The 20,477-nt window shown below is 37.4% G+C and carries 21 protein-coding genes; 14 read left to right on the top strand and 7 right to left on the bottom strand.

The window, feature by feature from the left end:
• The first annotated feature begins 23 nt into the window (after positions 1–23).
• Together rplM and rpsI are read left to right on the top strand one after the other, a co-directional pair.
• A complete protein-coding gene (gene rplM, locus DAHG_RS00605) occupies positions 24–461 on the top strand; it encodes a 50S ribosomal protein L13 (RefSeq protein WP_022936376.1) in 438 nt (145 codons plus the stop codon).
• An 11-nt stretch (positions 462–472) separates the two neighbouring features.
• Positions 473–874, top strand: a complete 402-nt coding sequence (gene rpsI, locus DAHG_RS00610; RefSeq protein WP_022936377.1) for a 30S ribosomal protein S9 — start codon at positions 473–475, stop codon at positions 872–874.
• A 234-nt stretch (positions 875–1,108) separates the two neighbouring features.
• Here rpsI and rhuM read toward each other — a convergent pair whose 3' ends face one another.
• Positions 1,109–1,312: a RhuM family protein gene (gene rhuM, locus DAHG_RS22110; protein ID WP_205408085.1), complete on the bottom strand. Its 204-nt coding sequence runs from the start codon at positions 1,310–1,312 to the stop codon at positions 1,109–1,111.
• On the bottom strand, positions 1,281–1,592 hold the full coding sequence (locus DAHG_RS21700; RefSeq protein ID WP_051151173.1) for a type II 3-dehydroquinate dehydratase: 312 nt from the start codon (positions 1,590–1,592) through the stop codon (positions 1,281–1,283). The genes rhuM and DAHG_RS21700 overlap by 32 nt, the downstream gene beginning before the upstream one ends.
• A 572-nt stretch (positions 1,593–2,164) precedes the next feature.
• Here DAHG_RS21700 and DAHG_RS00625 point away from each other — a divergent pair.
• From DAHG_RS00625 to DAHG_RS00665, 10 genes are all read left to right on the top strand, one after another.
• Positions 2,165–2,476, top strand: a complete 312-nt coding sequence (locus DAHG_RS00625) for a hypothetical protein (protein WP_022936381.1) — start codon at positions 2,165–2,167, stop codon at positions 2,474–2,476.
• A 34-nt stretch (positions 2,477–2,510) separates the two neighbouring features.
• A complete protein-coding gene (locus tag DAHG_RS21795) occupies positions 2,511–2,930 on the top strand; it encodes a DUF1016 N-terminal domain-containing protein (protein ID WP_022936382.1) in 420 nt (139 codons plus the stop codon).
• Between the two features lie 4 nt (positions 2,931–2,934).
• Entirely contained in the window at positions 2,935–3,516 is a 582-nt protein-coding gene (locus DAHG_RS18330) for a PDDEXK nuclease domain-containing protein (RefSeq protein ID WP_022936383.1), read from the top strand.
• Positions 3,517–3,997: 481 nt separating this feature from the next.
• Entirely contained in the window at positions 3,998–5,194 is a 1,197-nt protein-coding gene (locus DAHG_RS00635) for an ATP-binding protein (RefSeq protein ID WP_026880739.1), read from the top strand.
• A gap of 199 nt (positions 5,195–5,393) precedes the next feature.
• The gene (locus DAHG_RS00640) at positions 5,394–6,938 is read left to right on the top strand and encodes a PucR family transcriptional regulator (protein ID WP_022936385.1); all 1,545 of its coding nucleotides are present in this window, start codon (positions 5,394–5,396) and stop codon (positions 6,936–6,938) included.
• Positions 6,939–7,092: 154 nt separating this feature from the next.
• Entirely contained in the window at positions 7,093–8,883 is a 1,791-nt protein-coding gene (locus DAHG_RS18335; protein WP_022936386.1) for a thiolase C-terminal domain-containing protein, read from the top strand.
• Positions 8,884–8,893: 10 nt separating this feature from the next.
• Positions 8,894–9,133: an acyl carrier protein gene (locus DAHG_RS00650; RefSeq protein ID WP_022936387.1), complete on the top strand. Its 240-nt coding sequence runs from the start codon at positions 8,894–8,896 to the stop codon at positions 9,131–9,133.
• Positions 9,134–9,183: 50 nt separating this feature from the next.
• On the top strand, positions 9,184–10,194 hold the full coding sequence (locus tag DAHG_RS00655; protein WP_022936388.1) for a phosphate acyltransferase: 1,011 nt from the start codon (positions 9,184–9,186) through the stop codon (positions 10,192–10,194).
• Positions 10,187–11,296, top strand: coding sequence for a butyrate kinase (buk, locus tag DAHG_RS00660; RefSeq protein ID WP_022936389.1), 1,110 nt, complete (start codon positions 10,187–10,189; stop codon positions 11,294–11,296). Before DAHG_RS00655 ends, buk begins: the two co-directional genes overlap by 8 nt.
• 10 nt (positions 11,297–11,306) lie before the next feature.
• Positions 11,307–12,035 carry an alpha/beta hydrolase gene (locus DAHG_RS00665; protein ID WP_161650486.1) on the top strand — a complete coding sequence of 243 codons (729 nt, stop codon included), beginning with the start codon at positions 11,307–11,309 and terminating at the stop codon, positions 12,033–12,035.
• A gap of 91 nt (positions 12,036–12,126) precedes the next feature.
• Here the strand turns inward: DAHG_RS00665 and DAHG_RS00670 are convergent, their stop codons facing one another.
• The 5 genes from DAHG_RS00670 to DAHG_RS00690 form a co-directional block, all read right to left on the bottom strand.
• The gene (locus tag DAHG_RS00670) at positions 12,127–13,830 is read right to left on the bottom strand and encodes a sensor histidine kinase (RefSeq protein ID WP_022936391.1); all 1,704 of its coding nucleotides are present in this window, start codon (positions 13,828–13,830) and stop codon (positions 12,127–12,129) included.
• Positions 13,830–14,597, bottom strand: coding sequence for a response regulator transcription factor (locus tag DAHG_RS00675; RefSeq protein WP_022936392.1), 768 nt, complete (start codon positions 14,595–14,597; stop codon positions 13,830–13,832). The genes DAHG_RS00670 and DAHG_RS00675 overlap by 1 nt, the downstream gene beginning before the upstream one ends.
• Before the next feature lie 72 nt (positions 14,598–14,669).
• Positions 14,670–15,800 carry a peptide-methionine (R)-S-oxide reductase MsrB gene (gene msrB / locus DAHG_RS00680; RefSeq protein ID WP_022936393.1) on the bottom strand — a complete coding sequence of 377 codons (1,131 nt, stop codon included), beginning with the start codon at positions 15,798–15,800 and terminating at the stop codon, positions 14,670–14,672.
• A 20-nt stretch (positions 15,801–15,820) separates the two neighbouring features.
• A complete protein-coding gene (locus tag DAHG_RS00685; RefSeq protein ID WP_022936394.1) occupies positions 15,821–16,318 on the bottom strand; it encodes a TlpA family protein disulfide reductase in 498 nt (165 codons plus the stop codon).
• A gap of 11 nt (positions 16,319–16,329) precedes the next feature.
• Positions 16,330–17,028, bottom strand: coding sequence for a cytochrome c biogenesis CcdA family protein (locus DAHG_RS00690; RefSeq protein ID WP_022936395.1), 699 nt, complete (start codon positions 17,026–17,028; stop codon positions 16,330–16,332).
• Between the two features lie 572 nt (positions 17,029–17,600).
• Between DAHG_RS00690 and DAHG_RS20335 the strand changes: the two genes are divergently transcribed.
• Together DAHG_RS20335 and DAHG_RS00710 are read left to right on the top strand one after the other, a co-directional pair.
• Positions 17,601–19,133, top strand: a complete 1,533-nt coding sequence (locus tag DAHG_RS20335) for a Na+/H+ antiporter NhaC family protein (RefSeq protein WP_084744269.1) — start codon at positions 17,601–17,603, stop codon at positions 19,131–19,133.
• A 29-nt stretch (positions 19,134–19,162) separates the two neighbouring features.
• Positions 19,163–20,329: a MalY/PatB family protein gene (locus tag DAHG_RS00710; protein WP_022936397.1), complete on the top strand. Its 1,167-nt coding sequence runs from the start codon at positions 19,163–19,165 to the stop codon at positions 20,327–20,329.
• The last annotated feature ends 148 nt before the right edge of the window (positions 20,330–20,477 follow it).

The raw sequence follows: 20,477 nt of genomic DNA on the forward strand, positions 1-20,477 counted from the left end.
TACTTAGGAAAGGAAGCAACAATATGCGCCAAACAACATTTACAAAACCTGCAGAAGTAACACGTCAGTGGTACGTAGTCGATGGAGCAGGAAAGAATTTAGGACGTTTAGCTACTGAAGTAGCTGCTGTGTTACATGGTAAACACAAACCGTCATTTACACCAAACGTTGACTGCGGTGACTATGTTATCGTAATCAATGCTGATCAGATCGTTTTAAGTGGAAACAAAATGGAAGACAAAATGTACTATAACCACTCTCAATGGAGAGGCGGCTTACGTACACGCAGCGCTCGCGTTATGAAGGATCAGTATACAATTGAATGGGTTGAAAGAGCTATTCATGGTATGCTTCCACACACTCGTTTAGGTGATGTACAACGCGGACATTTATTTGTCTATAAAGGTGCAGAACACCCACATGCAGCACAAAAACCAGTTGTGCTGGAGATTAAAGGCTAGGAGGATAGGATATGGCTAAGAAAAATAACGTAACTTACATCGGTACAGGACGTCGTAAAACTTCTGTTGCTCGTGTCTTCATGACTCCAGGAAAAGGTAACATTTCTGTTAATGGTAAAACATTAGAAGAATACCTTCCATTAGAAACTTTACGTATGGTTGTTCGTTCACCGTTAGAATTGACTGAAACTTTAGGACAATTTGATGTATTAATCAATGTTCAGGGTGGTGGTTACACTGGACAGGCTGGCGCTATGCGTCACGGAATCACAAGAGCTTTAATGGAAGCTAGTGCTGATTATCGTCCAGCTTTAAAAGCTGCTGGCTTTGTTACTCGTGATCCACGTGCTAAAGAACGTAAGAAATACGGACTTAAAGCAGCTCGTAGAGCACCTCAGTTCTCAAAACGTTAATTATTTATCGTCAAGGGACAATCAAGATCATCCGTTATGGATGGTCTTTTTATTTTGTGTTGACATTTTTTATGAAATAACCTCCATTCTTTTTACTTACTTTGAATTCACAAAAATTACGAAGTTTTTTTAAAAAAGAATTTTTAATTGAATTTATTGTTAAATCAGGAATTTCTTGGTGTAGTATATTAAATATTTCATTACTATTAGAACCAGGATTATTCTTAATGAATATCAATATATCAAGTTCTTTTTGAGATATTGACTTACTCGATCAATTGTTTCCATTAATCTTGTCATTCCTTTCGCAGGTACTTCGATAACACGATTTAAGGCTTTTAAACGTTTTTCATTAATTGCATAACCTTTAATCATATAATCCTTTAAAATACTTGTAGCCCATTTTCTAAATACGATTCCATTTGGGGGATTTAACACGATAACCAACTGCAAGAATCATATCTAGATTATATAGTTTTTTTGTATAGTTTTGAATTCCTAAATTACCCATATGTGCGGTTTCCGCACATATGCTAGTTTTATCCAATTCACCATCTTTATATATATTACTGATGTGTCTAGAAATACGTGTCCTATCAACATGAAACAACTCTGACATTTGTTGTTGTGACAGCCAAACATTTTCTCTATTCTCACTAACTGATACTTCTAATTCTAATTCTCCATTGTTAAAAATCACTACATCATTTTTCATCATAATGCTCCTTCCTTTCATATATGAGAAAAAGTAATTATTAAATTAAATGTATTCTAACATTTATCGTAATAATATAAAAGGTTATTAATTATATACAGCTATAATAATAAATCTCCTAAAATCACAAAATTTCATATAAGGTTTCAAATCGAGAGAATATGAAATTTGGTAAAGTCGCAACAAAGCAGTAATAAAGCTGCAAACAGATTTTTATTTTTAAAAAAGCCGATAAATAAGCCATAAAATATGACCTCATATTCTCATTCAATTAACAAAACGTTAATCGTTTTAATGAGAAGATTAGAGAAGTATTTGGACTTTGTGAGAAGTTTGGATACTTTTTTTGTTATATAGGAAATTTCATTTTCAAGCATCAAAGGCTTGATATCTCATTATGAAAAGGTATCTAAAAAATGATAAAAACAGATAAAATCATCGTGTGAATATGGTATACTATGAGTAACAAAAAACAATCTATTTAATCATTAAATTCAACCTAAGCATCATCTAGTTTCCTTTGCATCAATCGAATCTCAGTGGATGCTTTTTTGTTCAAGGGGAGGGGAATATCAATGAAGTGTCCATCGTATTCAAATCGCTTCTATTATAAAGAGTTATCAGAAGAGGATGCGAATTGTATTAAGAAGGATTTGATCCTGTATAACTCAATGCTTTATATGGCTTATAAGAAACTCTATTTAACTTGTTTTCATGGTGTCAAGGATGCAGCCTCTTTACAAAAACAGTTAAAAGCAAGATATGACAAGAATGATTTCTTTCCTTTATCTGCAATCCATGAAGCCAGAGCCCTGCTTAAAAGTAAGTTTGAAACTAATCAGCGATTGAAGAAAGAATGTACAATACGGATCGAAATAAGGGTATAATAAGGATAACTAATATTGAAAGGGGGATTTGTTTGTGGAAAATAATTTGTTAGAAAATGAGGCATTGGTAAATGAAATCACTAGTATTATCACAAATGCTAGAAATAATGTTATTAAAAATATTAATAATGAATTAATTAATGCATATTGGAATATAGGGCGTATCATAGTTGAGGATGAGTTAAAATCCGAGCGTGGCGAATATGGAAAAAAACAATTAATTACACTATCAAAGACTCTTACAAATAGATTTGGGAAAGGATTTTCTCGAGCAAATCTTCAAAATATGAGGTTGCTTTATTTGAAATATCCAAATTGCCAGACACTGTCTAGCAAATTGAGTTGGTCACATTATTGTGAATTATTATATATATCAGAAGATGACAAACGCAGTTTCTATGAAAAAGAAGCAATTAATGCAAATTGGTCAGTAAGAGAGCACTTCATTATTTGAAAGATTGTTATTATCAAATGGTGAGGCTAATAAAAAGAAGGTTCTTGAATTAGCCTTAAAAGGAAATGAAATTTCAAAACCAAAAGATATAGTAAAAGATCCTTATGTTTTTGAATTTCTTGGACTACCAGAAAATAAACCAATGATGGAGTCTGATTTGGAAGAAGCTCTTGTCAGACAAATTGAAAAGTTTCTTTTAGAATTAGGAAAAGGATTTATGTTTGTGGGAACTCAGCAAAGGGTAACATTTGGAAATACTCATTATTATGTTGATATGGTTTTCTATAATAAGATTTTAAGATCTTATATATTAATTGAATTAAAGACAATTAAATTGATGCCTGAAGCAGTTGGGCAACTTAATATGTATTTGAATTATTATGCAGCAGAAATTAATGATGAAAACGATAATCCGCCGATAGGTTTAATTTTATGTACTGATAAAGGAAATGTTGATATGCAGTATGCATTAGGAGGTTTAAGTAATAATATTTTTGCTTCAAAATATGTCACATATATGCCTGACAAAGAACAATTAATTGCTCAGGTTGAAGCTGTATTGTCGTCTAATGATAAAACAGAATAAGTGAATATAAGTTTTGTGAGTAGTTATGGCAATGTAACAAGTAAGAATCAAAATACTTATTGCATGCCACAGTTCTCAAACGTTAATCATTTTAATGAGAAGATTAAAGAAGTATTTGGATTTTGAGAGAAGTTTGAATGCTTCTTTTTTTGTTTTCTATCTAACATTAACTGAGTTGGAATTAAATTAAGTATATGATGATTTTTAATCTGAAAATTTCAGAATTTATAAATATAATATTAGCAAAAGGAAATTTTGAAAATTTTAAATTACATTTAAAACTTTTGTGTTGACAAGTCAAGTTAATGAATTAATTTGAGCATTTCTGGAATGTGTTTAATATGCGATGAAATAGTGTTACAAATATATGTAAATTTTGTTTTTTGAAACCAGATATTTATAAAGCACTAAATAAGTGATATACTAATTATGGTTTCAAAACTAAAAAAAATTAAAGTTTCGAAAGTGAGGCTGAGCTATCATGCGTGTTGTTCGTGAACAATATTTAAATCGATTAATAAATTTAAAGGATACTCCAGATATAAAAATCATAACAGGAATACGACGTTCAGGGAAGTCAGAACTAATGTTAGCTTATATGGATTATTTAAATAAGGATAATTCGGATATTAATATTATTTATATTGATTTTATGGATTTGTCCTTTGACATATTAAAAGAGTATCATGCGTTGCATGAATATGTTGAGAAACATTATAAAAAGGACTTAAAGAATTATCTATTCATTGATGAAGTGCAAATGTGTCCAAAGTTTGAATTAGCAGTGAATAGTTTATATTCAAAAAGAAAATATGACATATATATCACTGGATCAAATGCTTTTTTGCTTGGAAATGATTTAGCTACTCTCTTTACAGGACGTTACATTGAATTACATGTATTTCCGTTTAGTTTTAAGGAATATTGTAAATATTACAATACTATTACAGATAAAAATCAACTATTTGATAATTATTTAATAAATGGTGGTTTATCTGGATCATATGTATATAAAACAGAAATTGATAGAAAAACTTATATCAAAGAAGTCTATGAAACAATTATTAACCGTGACTTAGTTCAAAAATACAATCTACCTGATACTCAAGTATTGGGACACTTAAGTGAATTTTTGATGGATAATATTAGTAATTTAACATCTCCTAACAAAATAACCTCGACTTTAAATGAAAATAAAATTAATACGAATCATGTGACAATTGGAAAATATATTAAATATTTATGTAATGCTTTTGTTTTCTATGATATTAAACGATATGATATACGAGGCAAGAAGTATTTAGATACATCGGATAAATATTATTTATGTGATACAGGAATTCGTTATTCTATATTAGGTACACGTAACATTGATTATGGAAGAGCGTATGAAAATATGGTTTGCATTGAATTACTTCGCAGAGGATATGAAGTGTATATAGGAAAACTTTATGAAAAAGAGATAGATTTTGTTGCGAGAAAAGGAAGTGAACAAATCTACATTCAGGTAAGTGATAATATTTCAAATAATGATACGTTTAAAAGAGAGTATGAGTCTCTTTTAAAGATAAAAGATGCATATCCTAAAATGATATTGGCGAGAACACATCATCCCCAATATAGTTTTGAAGGAATAAAAATCATAGATATTGCTGACTGGTTATTAGAAGAATATTAATAAAGTAAAGGATTTATGGGGTGAAAACAACAAAGAATAATATTCTATCTTTATATACCTATGAAATTATTTAAGGTTATCATCTTGTACAGTGATTCTGCCAGCAATTAATTCATCAGCTCATACATCAAATCATTGAACTATTTGATTTTATTTAGTTTATAATGAAGGATATAAAGCTAAGTGCAAGGAGAAAGTTATGATTTCATGGAAAAAGGTCTTGCAGTGTTTTGAAGAAGCTGATTATCATTTGCTTAACACAAGCAATCTTTATCAAGAATATTGGTATTTGCGAACACTTTACAGAGGACTGAGAGCCGATGATGATACCGTATTGTATGTGATTCGATTAAGTGATGTCCCTTATGTATCCTTTGCTGAAAACATAGCTGTCATTGTGATCAATGACACTGAAGGACAACCTGATTCTGAGCAGCCCTCAATGAAGGGGAATGCTATATTGCTGAATGAACAGAAAGAACTTTCCAAAGGATTTCTTAATCTAGAGGCTGAATTTCATAATCAATTCAAGATTGGCTACATCATGCAGAAGCTATTGGACGTTGTTGCCTCTGATGGCGGTATCCAATTGATGATTGAAATGATCTCTGATTTTTTTAAAGAACCGATTGCATTGCTTGATACAGCCTTTCGTTTCATTGCCCGTTCTGAAACCTATAAACCGATCTCCGGTAAATCAATCTTTTCTGATGATGCTCATTATGGTGAAGGCTACAACAAAAGCATGCTCGAATATTTTAAAAAGAATGGTTTATTAGAAGCCATGCTTCATGCCAACGCGCCCTTTTATTTCAAGGTAAAAGAAGAAGAGATTGCGTATTATATGCCCGTTATAGTAAACAAGATCAAGGTCGCTTATTTAATTATCTATTCCAATCAGCCGGAATATGATCGAAAAGATTACTATTTAGAATTTCTGCCACTCTTCTCACAAATGATCAGCATTGAGCTTGCTAAAAGAAACTTTTATTTATTCAATAAGGGTACCTACTACAACTACATATTCTCTTTAATCTTATCGGATGCAAAGGTTGATGTTGAGGATGTGCGTATGCGGCTGAATATCTATGGCTATGACTTGAGATATAATTTATATCTGCTTGAAGTTGATTCCAATATAGAAGAGATTAAAAGTCTGCATAAGGATAAAATTGCTGAATCGATTCGCAATACCTTCCGCAATAGCTTTTATGTATTTAAAGAGGATCGGGTGTTTTTCTTAATCAGCAGACATAAAGATGAGCTTCTTACCTTTGATGAAATGGAAGGCTGGAATATGAGTTTAGAAAGTCAAAATCTGATTGGCGCAATGACTGGACCATTCACTGATTTTGCTGATATTCACAAACATATGAAAGAGGTAAGAATGGTATTGGATGCTGTTTTGCAGACAGATAATCAAAAAAATCTTTATACATTTGAAGAATATCAGACTAAGTCGATGATTTCATATTTAAAGCAGGAAGATATCAGTTTATTTTTATATAAGCCAGTGTTAGATTTAATCGCCTATGATGAAAGACATGGAACGGAGCTTGTGGAGACGTTAAAAGAATATTTGAAATATCCAAAGGAAATTGCATTGATCTGCGATGCTCTTTGTATTCATAAGAATACTTTATATAAACGGCTGGATCGCATTGATTCAATCATGAACTGTGATTATCGCAATGGTACAGAGATCATGAAAATCGAATTAACTTTAGAAATGCTTGGTAAATAAGCAAGGTGTGCTGGCGCACACTTTTTGTTTGCCTATATTGGTTTATGTTTCTATCCTGTCACATTGCAGCGATGCTGGAAAATAAATAGAATTAAATTAGAAATAGTTCCACTATTTACAAGCGAATTTTTTGGTTGAAAGCGAGGAAAAAAACATGAAACCTGGAAAAGTAGCAAACAGCACAACGATTAATCCGTATAGCCGCAGTGTATCAATCATTGGCGTAGGCTGTACACCTTTTATGTACACAATGGATAATCCTGAGACAAATGGTTTGACCGAAGGTGAATTATTCGGCTACGCGGCATTAAAAGCGATGGAAGATGCAGGTGTAAGTCCAAAAGAAGTTGATTTTTATTTCCATGGCCAGGCCAGTCCGCTGAACGGCTCTGATTATATTACACCGAATATGCAGGTAGCTAATTGGTTTGGTATGAAGGGCAAGGGCTCAATTCACCATTCAGAAGCATGCTGCACTGGATATTTAGCTTTGGAACAAGCGGTTAATGCAGTTGCCAGCGGCAAGTATAATTGTGTATTATCCGGCTGTGTTGAATTTGCGGATGGTATCGCGGTAAAGGGAATGCCTGCCTATGTGCATGAAAAATTCACGATGGATAAATTATTAGAGACTACCGCTTGGATTTATGATCGCGCTTATACCCGTCAGATGCTGTCAGGGCCTGTTATTTGCTTTGATGATCCGGCAGTAACTTATCAAAGACAGTATGGATTAACTGAGGAAGAAATGGACAGCGCAATGATCGGTATGGCATTGGCAAGCCGTAAAAACGCTTCAAAAAATCCATTAGCCGTGAATCAGGTACCTTATGAGGAAATGGCTAAGCAAATGGGAATGGATGTACAGACATTCATGAGATCTCAATTCAATCCTAAAATGGGCCATATGCTGCGTGTATCTGGCATGGAGCTAAAATGTGATGGTGCTGCAGCGGTTATCGTTGCTTCAACTGAATGGGCAGTCAAACATAATTTGCCGCATACACCGATTGAGGTGCTGGGTATCGGAAGTGCTGCCTGTGAAGGAAATACACCGCATCTTGAAATCCGCGGTACAGAAGAAGCAATCCGCCAAGTTTATGATTTGACGGATGTAAAGCCTGAAGAAATTGATTTGTTATATGCGAATGACTTTATCATTTCAAGTCAGCTGATTGCGGCGGAAGCCAGCGGTTATATGCCAAGAGGTGAAGGCTGGAAATATTTTGTTGAGGGCAGAACGGCCTACGATGGTGATAAACCAATCAACACCAATGGCGGACGTACCTCATTTGGACACGCTCATGCTGCCAGCGGTTTAGCCGATATTTATGAAGCTGTCCTGCAAATGCGCGGTTTAGCCGGTGAAAGACAAGTGAAGAAGCTCCCGAAGACGACATTGCTACGCGGCTTTGGCGGCGGTCAGAATCTGGCAGCCATCATTTTACGCACTGATGAGGCATTAAGAAAAGACGATCAGGCGGCTGTGGTAACAGATTCACCAATCAAATTAGAGACGGCGGTTAAGAAATATTATGAAGGTTTAGAAGCAGGAAAGATTTATGGCAGAAAATGCAAGGCCTGCGGACATATTGAATGGCCGCCACATTATGCTTGCAACGAATGCGGCTGTGATGAAATGGAATGGGTTGAAATGTCAGGCAAAGGTACCATTGAGACTATTATTCTGCCGGCGATTCTTAATGCCAAACCTGAGAATGCGGATTTGATGCCATATGCATTAACCAGCGTCACTATGGACGGATCATCTCAGAATGCTATCGTACAAGGGGTTACTAAAGAAAATGCCGAAGAATTATGGGCCTTAATGCCAGTACCGGTAAAAGCCAAAATTATTGAAAGAGGCCAGCCAGGCAGTACGTACAAAACCGTTATTTTTGAATTAGATCAAGAAGAATTAGCGAAGAAGAAAGCGCAGCAGTAAGGAGGATACTATGACAAGAGAAGCGTTAGAAAATAAAGTGCTGGAGTGTGTAGCCGTTACCTTTCGTAAAACAATTGATGAGCTGTCAGTAAATACTGATTTTAAAGCTGATTTAGGCGGTGCATCGATTTTAATGGTAGGCTTAGCTTCATTGATTGAAAATGAGTTAGATGTTTTAATTCCGCTGCCTACGGTTGCGACTTGCAAGAGTGTTAAAGATTTAGTGGATAAGGTAGAAGCAGAACTGTAAATATTATGAAAGGTATCGTAAAGATGCCTTTCTTAAATTAAGGAGGCATTATGTCAGTTTTAGAAATACTAAATAATAAAGCAAAATTAAATCCGCAGAAGGTAGCATTTCCTGAAGGAACAAATGAAAAAATTATGCAGGCAGCCTATGAATGCGGAAAAGAAGGTACAATCATTCCTGTGCTGGTAGGCAATCGTGAAGAGCTAAAGCAGCTGGCAATTGAAAGAGGCTATGATGCTTCGGTATTTACCTTTGTCGATTTGCAGGATGAAGCTTATCAAAATGAACTCATTCAGAAATATGTTTCACTGCCCAATACTTTGTTGAAAGAGAAGGCACTTCACCGCCGACTGAGTGATCCGTTAAACTTTGCCTTGGTGATGGAGGCCGTTGATGAGGCAGCGGCAACTTTTGCCGGTATTGATACTACAACCGGCGATGTGCTGTTTAGCGCTCAGCAAATTATTGGCATGAAGCCCGGAATATCAAATATTTCATCGATTGGATTATGTGACATACCGAATTATGAAGGCAGTGAGGGGTCATTGCTTGCTATTACTGACAGTGCTGTCGCAACCAATCCAACCGCTGAAGAATTAGCTAATATTGCTATTTCAGCGTGTGATACAATGGAAGCACTCTTGGATTGGGAACCGCGGTGTGCGATGATTTCTTATTCAACATTAGGTTCAGGACAAGGTGAATTGGTGGATAAGGTAGCTCAGGCGGTGAAGATTGCCAATGAAAAGCGGCCTGATTTAGCCATCGACGGCGAGTTTCAGCTCGATGCTGCTATAAAGCCGGAAGTAGCAGCTAAGAAAGTAAAAAAGGCATCAAAGGTTGCAGGCAGGGCAAACATTCTTGTTTGGAGCAATTTAGATGTCGGCAATGTTGCGGTAAAATTAATTCAAACATTTGGCAAAGCCAATGCTTATGGGCCGATGCTGCAGGGCTTTAATAAGGTTGTCTGTGACTGTTCGCGCGGTGCACCAGTTGCTGAAATCAAAGGCAATATCGTGATTTCTGCATTGAGAGCGGCGGGGGCTAAACATCATGGCTAAGTATCGGGTTCTAACGATCAATCCTGGATCGACTTCTACTAAAGTGGCCGTATTTGATGATGAAACAGAAGTCTTTTCAAAAAATATTGTTCATGCTGCAGAAGATTTGGCGGCATTTGCACAGCTGACGCAGCAGAAACCATATCGGGCGGCGTTGATTTTAGAAGCGCTTCAAGAGAATGGCATTGATTTGTCATCATTATCAGCGGTGGTCGGCCGCGGCGGCGGTTTGTTAGCGGTTGAAGGCGGTGTTTATATCATTGATGATCTTTTGCTGTCGCATGCTGAAAAGGGCGCTAATGGGGTTGTTCATCCAGCCCAATTGGGTTCCTTATTAGCGAATGATATCGCAAAGGAATATGGCATTCCGGCATATGTGGTTAATCCACCGGATACCGATGAGCTGGAAGCTGTCGCAAGACTTACCGGGATTAAGGGTGTTTACCGCAATGTTCATTTACATGCGTTAAATTTGAAAGAAACAGCGATCCGGCATGCTGCTGCCATGCATAAAAAGGTTGAAGAATGCAATTTTATTGTATGCCATATTGGCGGCGGTGTTTCAGTTTCAGCTCATCGTCATGGGAAAATGATCGATGGCAATGATATTGTCGGCGGAGAAGGACCGATGGCACCGACACGCTGCGGGAATGTTCCTGCATCAGAAATCATCGATCTGTGTTTTTCAGGCATCAGCCAAAAAGAAGCCAAAGCACTTTGTACGAAAACTGGCGGGTTCGTAAGCCATCTTAATACAAGTGATGCCAGAGAGGTAGTCAGACTGGCCGAAGAAGGCAATCAATACGCGGCGCTTGTCTGGGATGCATTCAAATATCAAATCATTAAGGAAATTGGCGCTATGGCTGCCGTTTTACAAGGTAAAGCTGACGGTATTCTGCTTAGCGGCGGTATCGTTCATAGCCAAGAACTTGTTGAATCGATTCGTCAAAGCTGTTCATGGATTGCGCCTGTCAGCGCGTACCCGGGTGAATTTGAAATGGAAGCAATGGCGGCTGGTGCGATTCGGGTATTAAATGGGAGCGAAGCAGTGAAAACTTATAGCGGAAAACCTGTCTGGAATCCCAAGGAATTAGGGTTATGATCCTGTGATTTTGAGTCAATTTAATGTTCCATCAGCATCATTGAAAGCAGATATCAGTGTTTATGTTCTGCTTCCTGATTGCATCACTGCTGATATGGATACGCTTTACTTATTGCATGGAGCGATGGAGAAGCCTTCTGTACTTTTATCAAAATCAACATTGAGTGAGCTGGCGGATCATTATCAGACAGCTGTCATACTGCCTGCTATGGGTAATGGCTTTTATGTCGATGCAGCCCATGAATTTCTATGCAATGAGCTGGTTAAGTATATCCAAAAAGAATACGCACTCTCACTAAATCGTGAACATACGCTCATCGGCGGTAACAGCATGGGTGGTTACGGGGCATTATATAATGGTATGAAACGTCCTGATATTTTTGGCGCTGTATTCAGTTTATCCGGTGCCTTAGATCTTTCTTATGGTATTACATTTGTGCGCTATTTAGATGCAAAGCTGCCTGATTATTTAAACAAGCCCAAGGCACAGCTGATAAGCGAATATGATCTAGTACCGCTTCTCTCCAATCAAGCCAAACAGCAGTATTATTTAAGCTGTGGTAAGGATGACTTTTTGATTGATATAAACCGCAAGTTTGTTTCAATATTAAATCAAAATAACATCGCATATACTTATGTTGAAGAAGCGGGGAATCATGACTGGGATTATTGGCGAAAAGCATTGGTTAATGTATTTGAGTGGAATCGTTTGAGGGAAAGATATGTCAATTCTATATGATCAAACCATTAGAAATTAAAGTGGTTATTTTCTGCATATAAAAGAACGCACCGATCTTATAGTCAGTGCGTTTTTTCATTTGCTAATTCTTTTATCGCATTTTTAAGAAACGATGAATATGAATGATTACTGTACAGCCTGTCTGCGGTTTACTGTTTATTGTCAAGCCATAATTTTCTCCATAATACAACTTAATGCGCTGTTCAACATTATGTAAGCCTACACCCTTAGTCTTTGCTGTCAGAATGGCTGGATCAAAGCCAACACCATCATCCTTTACCAACAGGTTGACTTCTTCATCAGTATATTCAGCACAGATTTCGATGTGACCGCTGCGTTCAGAATTTTTAATACCATGATCAATGCTGTTTTCAACAATTGGCTGTAAAGTAATTTTAGGTATAAGAATATCCTGAATTGCTTTATCTACTTTAATGGCGAAAGTCAGTTTTTCCCCATAGCGTTCCTGCTGAATCAATAAATACTGCTTTACATGTTCCAGCTCATCCTTCAATGAAACCAATTCTTTTCCATTGGCTAAAGAAAGCCGGAAAAAGGCAGCTAATGATTTTGTCAATGAGATTACTTTTTCATAATCCCTGAATTCTGCCATCCATATAATCGTATCTAATGTGTTATATAGAAAATGTGGATTAATCTGCGCAATCAGCGCACTGATTTCTGCTTCTTTTAAGCGTTCTTCATTTGCCGTTAATTCACGCATTAAGTTCTTAATCTTACGAATCATTAAATTATAGCTGTTCGTGAAAGCCTCTACTTCATAATAACTTCGATCCGGCAGCTGTATTTCAGAGAGCTGTTCAATCTCAAGCATTCCCTTTTCCAGCTTTTTCATTGGAGAAGACAGACGGCCAAGAAAAGTTCGGCCAATCAGAACCACCACTAAGAAAATGATGATAATAATGAAAATTACATGTTCCATTAACTGACGCTTTAAGATACTTAACGTATTCATCGGCAGAACACCAACAAGTGTCCAATCTGTATGGTCTATCTTTGTCTGATGGATCAGCAGATTGTTTTTTTCATCGAAACAGCTGCCTTTAGAGAGCAGAGCCTGCAGCTCCTTTTGCTTCGAGAGATCTTTTATATAATCAGGATCTTTATGATAAACAAGCTGTCCATTTTGATTGATGATGTACACATAACCGCCGTCTCCCATTTCAACAGCCTGCAGATAATGGGCAATCACATGATAATCCATATCAATTAAAAGCACACCAAGATTATTCCCTTCAGCATCTTTAATCTCTGTGCTTGTTGAGATTACAATATCATTCATATCGGATGAGAATGACTGCATTCTTGCACCCGTAAGAATCGGCATCGTATTATGAATCGCGTTCTTATACCAATCTTCTTCCATCATATCCGCTGAGGTTGTCATGCCCATATCTTGTTCATTGGAAATGATTCTTCCATCCTTGGCGACAATGATCACTGAACGAATATAATCATCATGATTTAATATAGACTGAATGTAATGTTCTATATCAGACAAATCATCTGTCTGGTTTTGCAGATAAGCCTGCAATGTCAGATTTTCAGCAAATACTGATGCTTCTGCTTTTGTTTTATCAATATAGGTTTCAATATTCATACTGCTCATTTCTAATACATTTTGTGTAGATACGATACTTTCATTAATCAGCAGCTGGGAAACTGAATAATAGATTGGTATACTGATCAAAGCAATAATGAATACCGCGGCACTAAAATAAAAAGCGTTTATTTGGAAATCAAAGCGATGAATCAGTTTTTTTAGCTTCTTCATTATAAAAGCCTGCCATTTCTGAATTCAGTCACAGTAACATGATATTTTCTTTTAAAGCAGGTGCTGAAATAATTAGCGTCTTTAATACCAACCGCTTCCGCTACTTCATAATTTTTCATCTGGGTTGTCAGCATCAGCAGTCTTGCCTTTTCCAATCGCTGTTCCAATAGATAATCACGGAAGCTCATCCCAAAATATTGTTTGAAGATTGAACTTAGATAGCTGATATTATAACCCATGTCAAAAGCGAGTTGCTGCAGGGAAAAGTCTTGATTTTCAAGGTTTTCACGGATAACATCCATCAGTTGATCTTTGATTGATTTGCTTCCTTGATGACTGAAAGCTCCCTGCAGCTTTTCGACTGTCCGCTCTAATTCATGGGCCTTTTTATTTTTCTGAAGATTTTCTGCCATATGCATCAGTAAAGCTTGAATATCATCCTTAGAGGCAGGCTTGAGAATGTAATCATCTACACCGATTTTTACCGCTTGGATGGCATAGTCAAGATAGTCGTAGCCAGTAATCAATGCAATCCGGCATGCGGGATAGTTTTGTTTTACTATTTTTGAAAATTCGAGTCCATTCATTATCGGCATATTTATATCAGCTAATATTATATCAATCGGATGCTTTGCCATAAGCGCAAGGGCCATTTTGCCATTGTCAGCCTCATAGATGGTATCGATGCCGATCTGTCTTAGATTGATTAATCTGGCAATTCCTTGACGGATGATTTTTTCATCATCTACTACAAGCAGTGTATACATTATGATCACCTTCATTCTCATTGTATAGCAAAAGGGTGCAGGATTCAATTACTTCATTCCTACACCCATTAATTACTCAAACAGGATATTCAAATAGTCATAGCCTTCTTTTTTCAGATCTTTTTTAGGTATAAAACGGATTGACGCGCTATTAATACAATAACGCAGTCCGCCTTTATCCTTTGGCCCATCATCAAAGACATGGCCTAGGTGAATATCAGCTGCCCGGCTTCTAACTTCAGTTCGATTCATATTAAAGGAATTATCCTGCTGCTCAGTAATCACTTCATCAATGATCGGCTTGGTAAAGCTTGGCCATCCGCAGCCTGATTGAAATTTATCGGCTGATGAAAAGAGCGGTTCGCCGCTGACAATATCAACATAGATACCTTCTTCAAAGTTATCAGTATATTCATTAGTATAAGGTCTTTCGGTATCATTATTTTGCGTAACGGCATATTGTATAGGTGTTAATGTTTTTAGTAATTCCTCTTTGGAAGGAATCGGATAATTTTCTGCCTTGATTTGTGAAGCCAAATCAACGTTTTTTCTGTTCAGCTGTTCTTCTTCGATAAATTCACCAGCTTTACTTAAATCAATGTGGCAATAGCCATTAGGGTTTTTATCCAAATAATCTTGATGATATTCTTCCGCGGGATAATAGTTTTCTAATGGTTTCACTTCAGTGATGATTGGTTTGCTGTAATGTGTCTGCTGATCTTCAATAACCTGATCAATGATTGTTTTATCGTCATCATCAAGATAATAAATCCCGGTGCGGTATTGGGCGCCAAAATCATTTCCCTGACGATTTTCAAGGGTTGGATCAATGATTTTGAAATAACCCTTTAAAACCTCTTCGGTTGTGATTTTAGATTGATCATAAGAAATTTTAACGGTTTCTGCATGTCCGGTAGTTCCGGTACATACTTGCTGATAAGTCGGCTCTTCCGTAATCCCGTTCGCATAACCTACTTCCGTATCATAAATGCCAGGCAGCTGCTTCATAAAGGCTTCAACTCCCCAAAAACAGCCGCCGGCTAAATAAATGGTTCGCTTATCTTCTTCTTTTACATTCATTTTTGTTTCCTCCATCGTTTCATTTCTTTGGATGTCAGACGGAACAGCTTTTGCCGTGCAGCCGCTGACAATCAGCAGTAAGCAAATACTTAATCGGTTAAAAATAGTATAACTCTTTTTCATTATAATAACCTCCTTTTTGACTATTCAATCGAATCCATAAATGACGTAATTGCATCATTATCCAGATGACCAGGCTGAACTTTAATCAAATTTCCGCCGGCATCGAAAAAGGCAGAAGTAGGAAAGCCGCGAACATTTAATGCTTCTGCCAAGCTTCCATTTTCATCAAGCAATACCGGAAGCTGATCCATTCCCAGTCCCTGAAACCAATCAATGAAAGCATCAGTATCTTTTTCACCATTCGCATTTGGCGTAACTATTGTTACGACTTCGAAATCATGATCTTCTGATGCTAAAGCTTGAACATCTTCTAAACCGCCAAGACAGATCGGACACCATGTTGCCCAAAATTTGATATAAACCTTTTTGCCTTGCAGATCACTCAGCATCACCTTTTGCTCATTGAGATCAAGCAAATCATACGATGCTGAATCTTCTGCGATATTCATCACTGCTGCCTTTTGACAGCCGGTTAAGGCAAGGCATGTAAGTGCTAATATAAATCGATATTTTTTCATAATTTTGCTCCTTAATAAAATAACGCGGCGAGTCGGTTAAACTGCCCGCTTAAAAAGATAAGACCCATTAAAATTAAAATTACACCGCCGATGATTTTAATGGTTTCCAGATGCCGGTTCAGAATTTTCAGTTTAATCAATAAGGTATCTGAAAACACAGCGAGAATCAAAAAAGGAATCAGCAGACCCAATGCGTAAACCATCATCAAAAAGATACTGTAGGTCACTTTGCCGCCGGCGGCTGACAAGCTGAGAATAGCGCCTAGTATCGGGCCGATACAAGGTGTCCAGCCAAAACTGAAAGTCAAGCCTAATAAAAATGTTTTCAAGTAAGTATTTTTGATTGCTGTCTTTAACTCGATTTTTCTTTCACGATATAGTAATGGAAAGTGAATCAAACCCGTTTGATGCAGACCTAACAGAATGATGATAATACCCATGGCTGTGCGAAACCAGCGGCTGCTGATCCAAGAACCGAGGATACCGGCGCCAAAGCCCAGCAGGATGAAACAAGCCGATATGCCTAAAACAAACAATAAGCTCTTGATCATGATCTGCTTTTTTCGAAGTAAACCATCTTGAAGCATCAAACCGTCACTCGAAGCAAAAACGGAGAAATAAACGGGTAATAACGGTACGATGCAGGGTGAGAAAAAGGAGAATAGTCCTGCCAAAAATACACTGCTTAGATATAGAACTTCAAATTGCATATCCCTTACCTCCTTGTATGACTTTATTATAGGCAGCAGCAGTAAGCATTACCATCAAGCCATTTTTGGTAAATCTTTAATTTCTTTAGGGTATGATCAGCGTTTTAGATTTTTGCATTCATCAGCATTTAATAATTCAGGTGCTTAATAATCAAATTTAGTAAGGAAGTAATAATTTATGAAAAAGGATTGAAGCCGTGGATCGATGGGCTGGCAATTTGTTGATAATACATGAAATTATTTCAATGCTAAATCGTTGACTAAGCAAGATTTATTACTATAATAAAGACGGGTAAACATTTCAGAAATGAATTAAATGGAAGATAATTTCAAGATGCGATAAATTATCTGCTGTCACCCATATTTACAGGTGACAGCTGATTTGTTATTGAATTAACGGCGGTGTTAACAAGGCCGTCATTCCTTTATACTAAGCAGTGAAATCAATAGGCTTGTCATTGCTTGGAACAATTATGCTGTATTTATTAAAGGTTAGCATTCCAGTGAAGGCTTTAAGGTTCTGTGTGAAGTTGGATGAATAAGCGTGTTTTAACAAATAATAGCTATGAAACATGCTGTACAGATGCTGGCATTATCAGATTAATTCAAAGAAAAAGTTAATATACAAGAAGAAAGGGATTAGTGAGATGGAAAAAGAAAAGAAAGTAAGAGAGAAAAATAGACCAAGTTTGCTGGAAGCACTTTCGATGATAGCAGTTTTGTTAGGAATGATTATTTTAGCTGTTCAGGCAGATATTTCTATCATTCCAGCACTGGTGATTGCAATTGTATGGTCTATGGCGATTGCTGTTAAATGCGGTTATAGCTGGGATGAAATTATGAAACCGATTTTGGACCGTCAGCGCGGTGTTGTAGAAATCTTTTTGATTATTCTAGCAATTGGTATGTTTGTTGCCTCAATGATATATTCCGGCACCATTCCGACAATCATTTATTATTTAATCAATATCATTTCACCAAACTTAATGGTGGTTTTATCCTTTATAATAACCGCGGTTGTATCATGCATCATCGGAACATCATGGGGTACAGCCGGTACGGTGGGGGTTGTTATGCTTTCAATTGCCCAAAGCATGGGAGTGCCGATGGCCATTGTGGCAGGTGCCGTTGCTTCTGGCTCACATGTCGGACAGATTCTCTCACCAATGAGTGATACTTCCAATGTATCAGCCAGTTTGGCAGATGTGGATACAGTAACGATGATTAAACGTATGGCGCACTATGCAATACCGGTGATCATTATCGCATCTGTTGTTTATGCGATTCTTGGTTTTGCCAATACCGCGGTTGGCGGCAATCTTGAATCGGCGGCACTGATCCGTCAGGAAATAGCAGCTGTTTTTAATGTTAATCCGTTGGTTATCCTGCCGATGGTATTTGTCTTCTTTCTGACATTTAAAAAGAAGCCGATCCTGATGACCTTAACCTTGACCTCACTGATTGGTTTGATTTTTGGCATGATTTTCAATGGCTTCTCTTTTGTGAATGGCTTGGACGCGTTATATAATGGCTTTAATTTAACCGGTACCGTGGGTATTGCGGAAAAGGGCTTTAATGATATTTTCCTAAATCTAGTTAACCGCGGCGGCGCGATGAGTATGATCAATGCGGCATTGCTGGTTATTGTCGCTACGATGTATGGCACGATCTTACTTGAAACAAAGGCTATCGATGTTATTGCCGTATCAATCTTCGGTAAGGTAAAGAGCCGCCCAATGCTGGTTACTTCCTCAATCTTTGTTTCTGGGTTAGTAGTGGCAATGACATCAAGCTCCTTTTTAGCAACCATGATGTCAAAAGATTTATTTATTGAAAAATTTGAAAAAGAGGGAATGGACAGCATGGACCTAGTATCAAGCTGCGCAACCGCAAGTACACAGTTCTTAACCTGCATTCCTTGGTGTGATACGGCAATCTTCCTGGCTGCGCTCAGCGGTGTTTCAACACTTGACGCACTGCCTTATAATGTATTTAGCTGGGGCTGTGCCGCAGCTGCTATCGGACTGTCAATCTTTGGCATCGGTTTTAAAAACGGCAAACGTTTCGTCGATCTGACACCGGTTAAAGCCAAAGTAACTGAATAAGTATTAAACAATAAAGAAAGTGTGAAAAGATGAACAATTTTGATACGCCTTTGAATCGCAGAAATACAAATACTTGGAAGTGGGATGGGGAAGGCTTTGGGGTTGATTTTCCAATGGGTACGGCGGATACTGATTTCAAAATGCCATTTGAGGTGCAAAAAGCGCTGCATGACAAAATTGATCAGGGTATCTTATCTTACTGCGCAGATAAAAGCTATTTCTTAGAAGCTTTCGCAAACTACCAAAACCGCCATTATGGTCTTAGCATCAAACCTGAAGAAGTATTTCCAGGCACATCATTAATGGCTGTTTATAAGGTCTTGCTTGACGCGTTTACGGCGCCGGGTGACGGAGTGATCATTCAAACGCCAACCTTTGGACACTTATATAACGTACCTAAAAATAACGGCCGGATGATTTTTGAAAATCGTTTGCTGTATGATCGTAAAAAGGGTGAATGGACGATCAACTTTCCGCAATTAGAAGCAATGGTTGAAAACCCAAGAGTCAAAATGCTGGTTATATGTAATCCAGGCAATCCGACATCCCGTGGCTATACGCGTGAGGAAATGCAGCGGATGTATGAATTATGCAATGCTCATGATGTTCTTGTGTTGAGTGATGAGGTTCATTCTGATGTGTATTATGATGGCAGAAAGCACGTGTCAATATTAAGCGTTGGCGACGAAGCAAAGCATAACTGCATTCTTTTAACCAGCAGCGGTAAGGTATTCAGTATCCCCGGCTTAAAAACCGCAGTTACCGTCATCCCTAATCCGCGCTTAAAAGCACAATATGAGGCAGCCGCGATGAATGCCCGCGTTGAAATCATCGATCTGGCCTTGGTGGGAATGGCAGCCGGCCTCAATCTTTGTGATGATTATATCAGTGAGCTTCAGCAGTATTTACAGCGCAATAAAGATTATGCCGTCAAATTCTTTAAAGAAAACAGCATGGATATTGTTTTAACTAAACCGGAAGCCTCTTACTTATTCTGGCTGGACTTCAATGATTGGCATATGAATTGTGATCAGCTTGCGGAATTGCTTAGAAAATACAGCATTGTTTATTCATCAGGCTCAGAATTCGGCCCTGGCAATGAAGGCTTTATGCGCATGAATATTGCCTGTCATTATGAGCAGCTGCAGGGAATGTGCAAAGCGCTCAAAAAGTGCTATGAAGAAAATATTAAATAAGGCTGTTCAGACATTCTATAAACATAGGCTGGATGCATCAAAAATCAAACACTGACTGCCTCCTAAGCTGAATATATCCTTTAACCAGAGAATCCGGGTCACACGATCCGGATTTAATCATGTGAAGGGCATTATTGTGTTATTATTA

Origin of the sequence: Dielma fastidiosa (assembly GCF_000313565.1) — a bacterium.
Classification (GTDB): Bacteria; Bacillota_I; Bacilli_A; order Erysipelotrichales; family Erysipelotrichaceae; genus Dielma; species Dielma fastidiosa.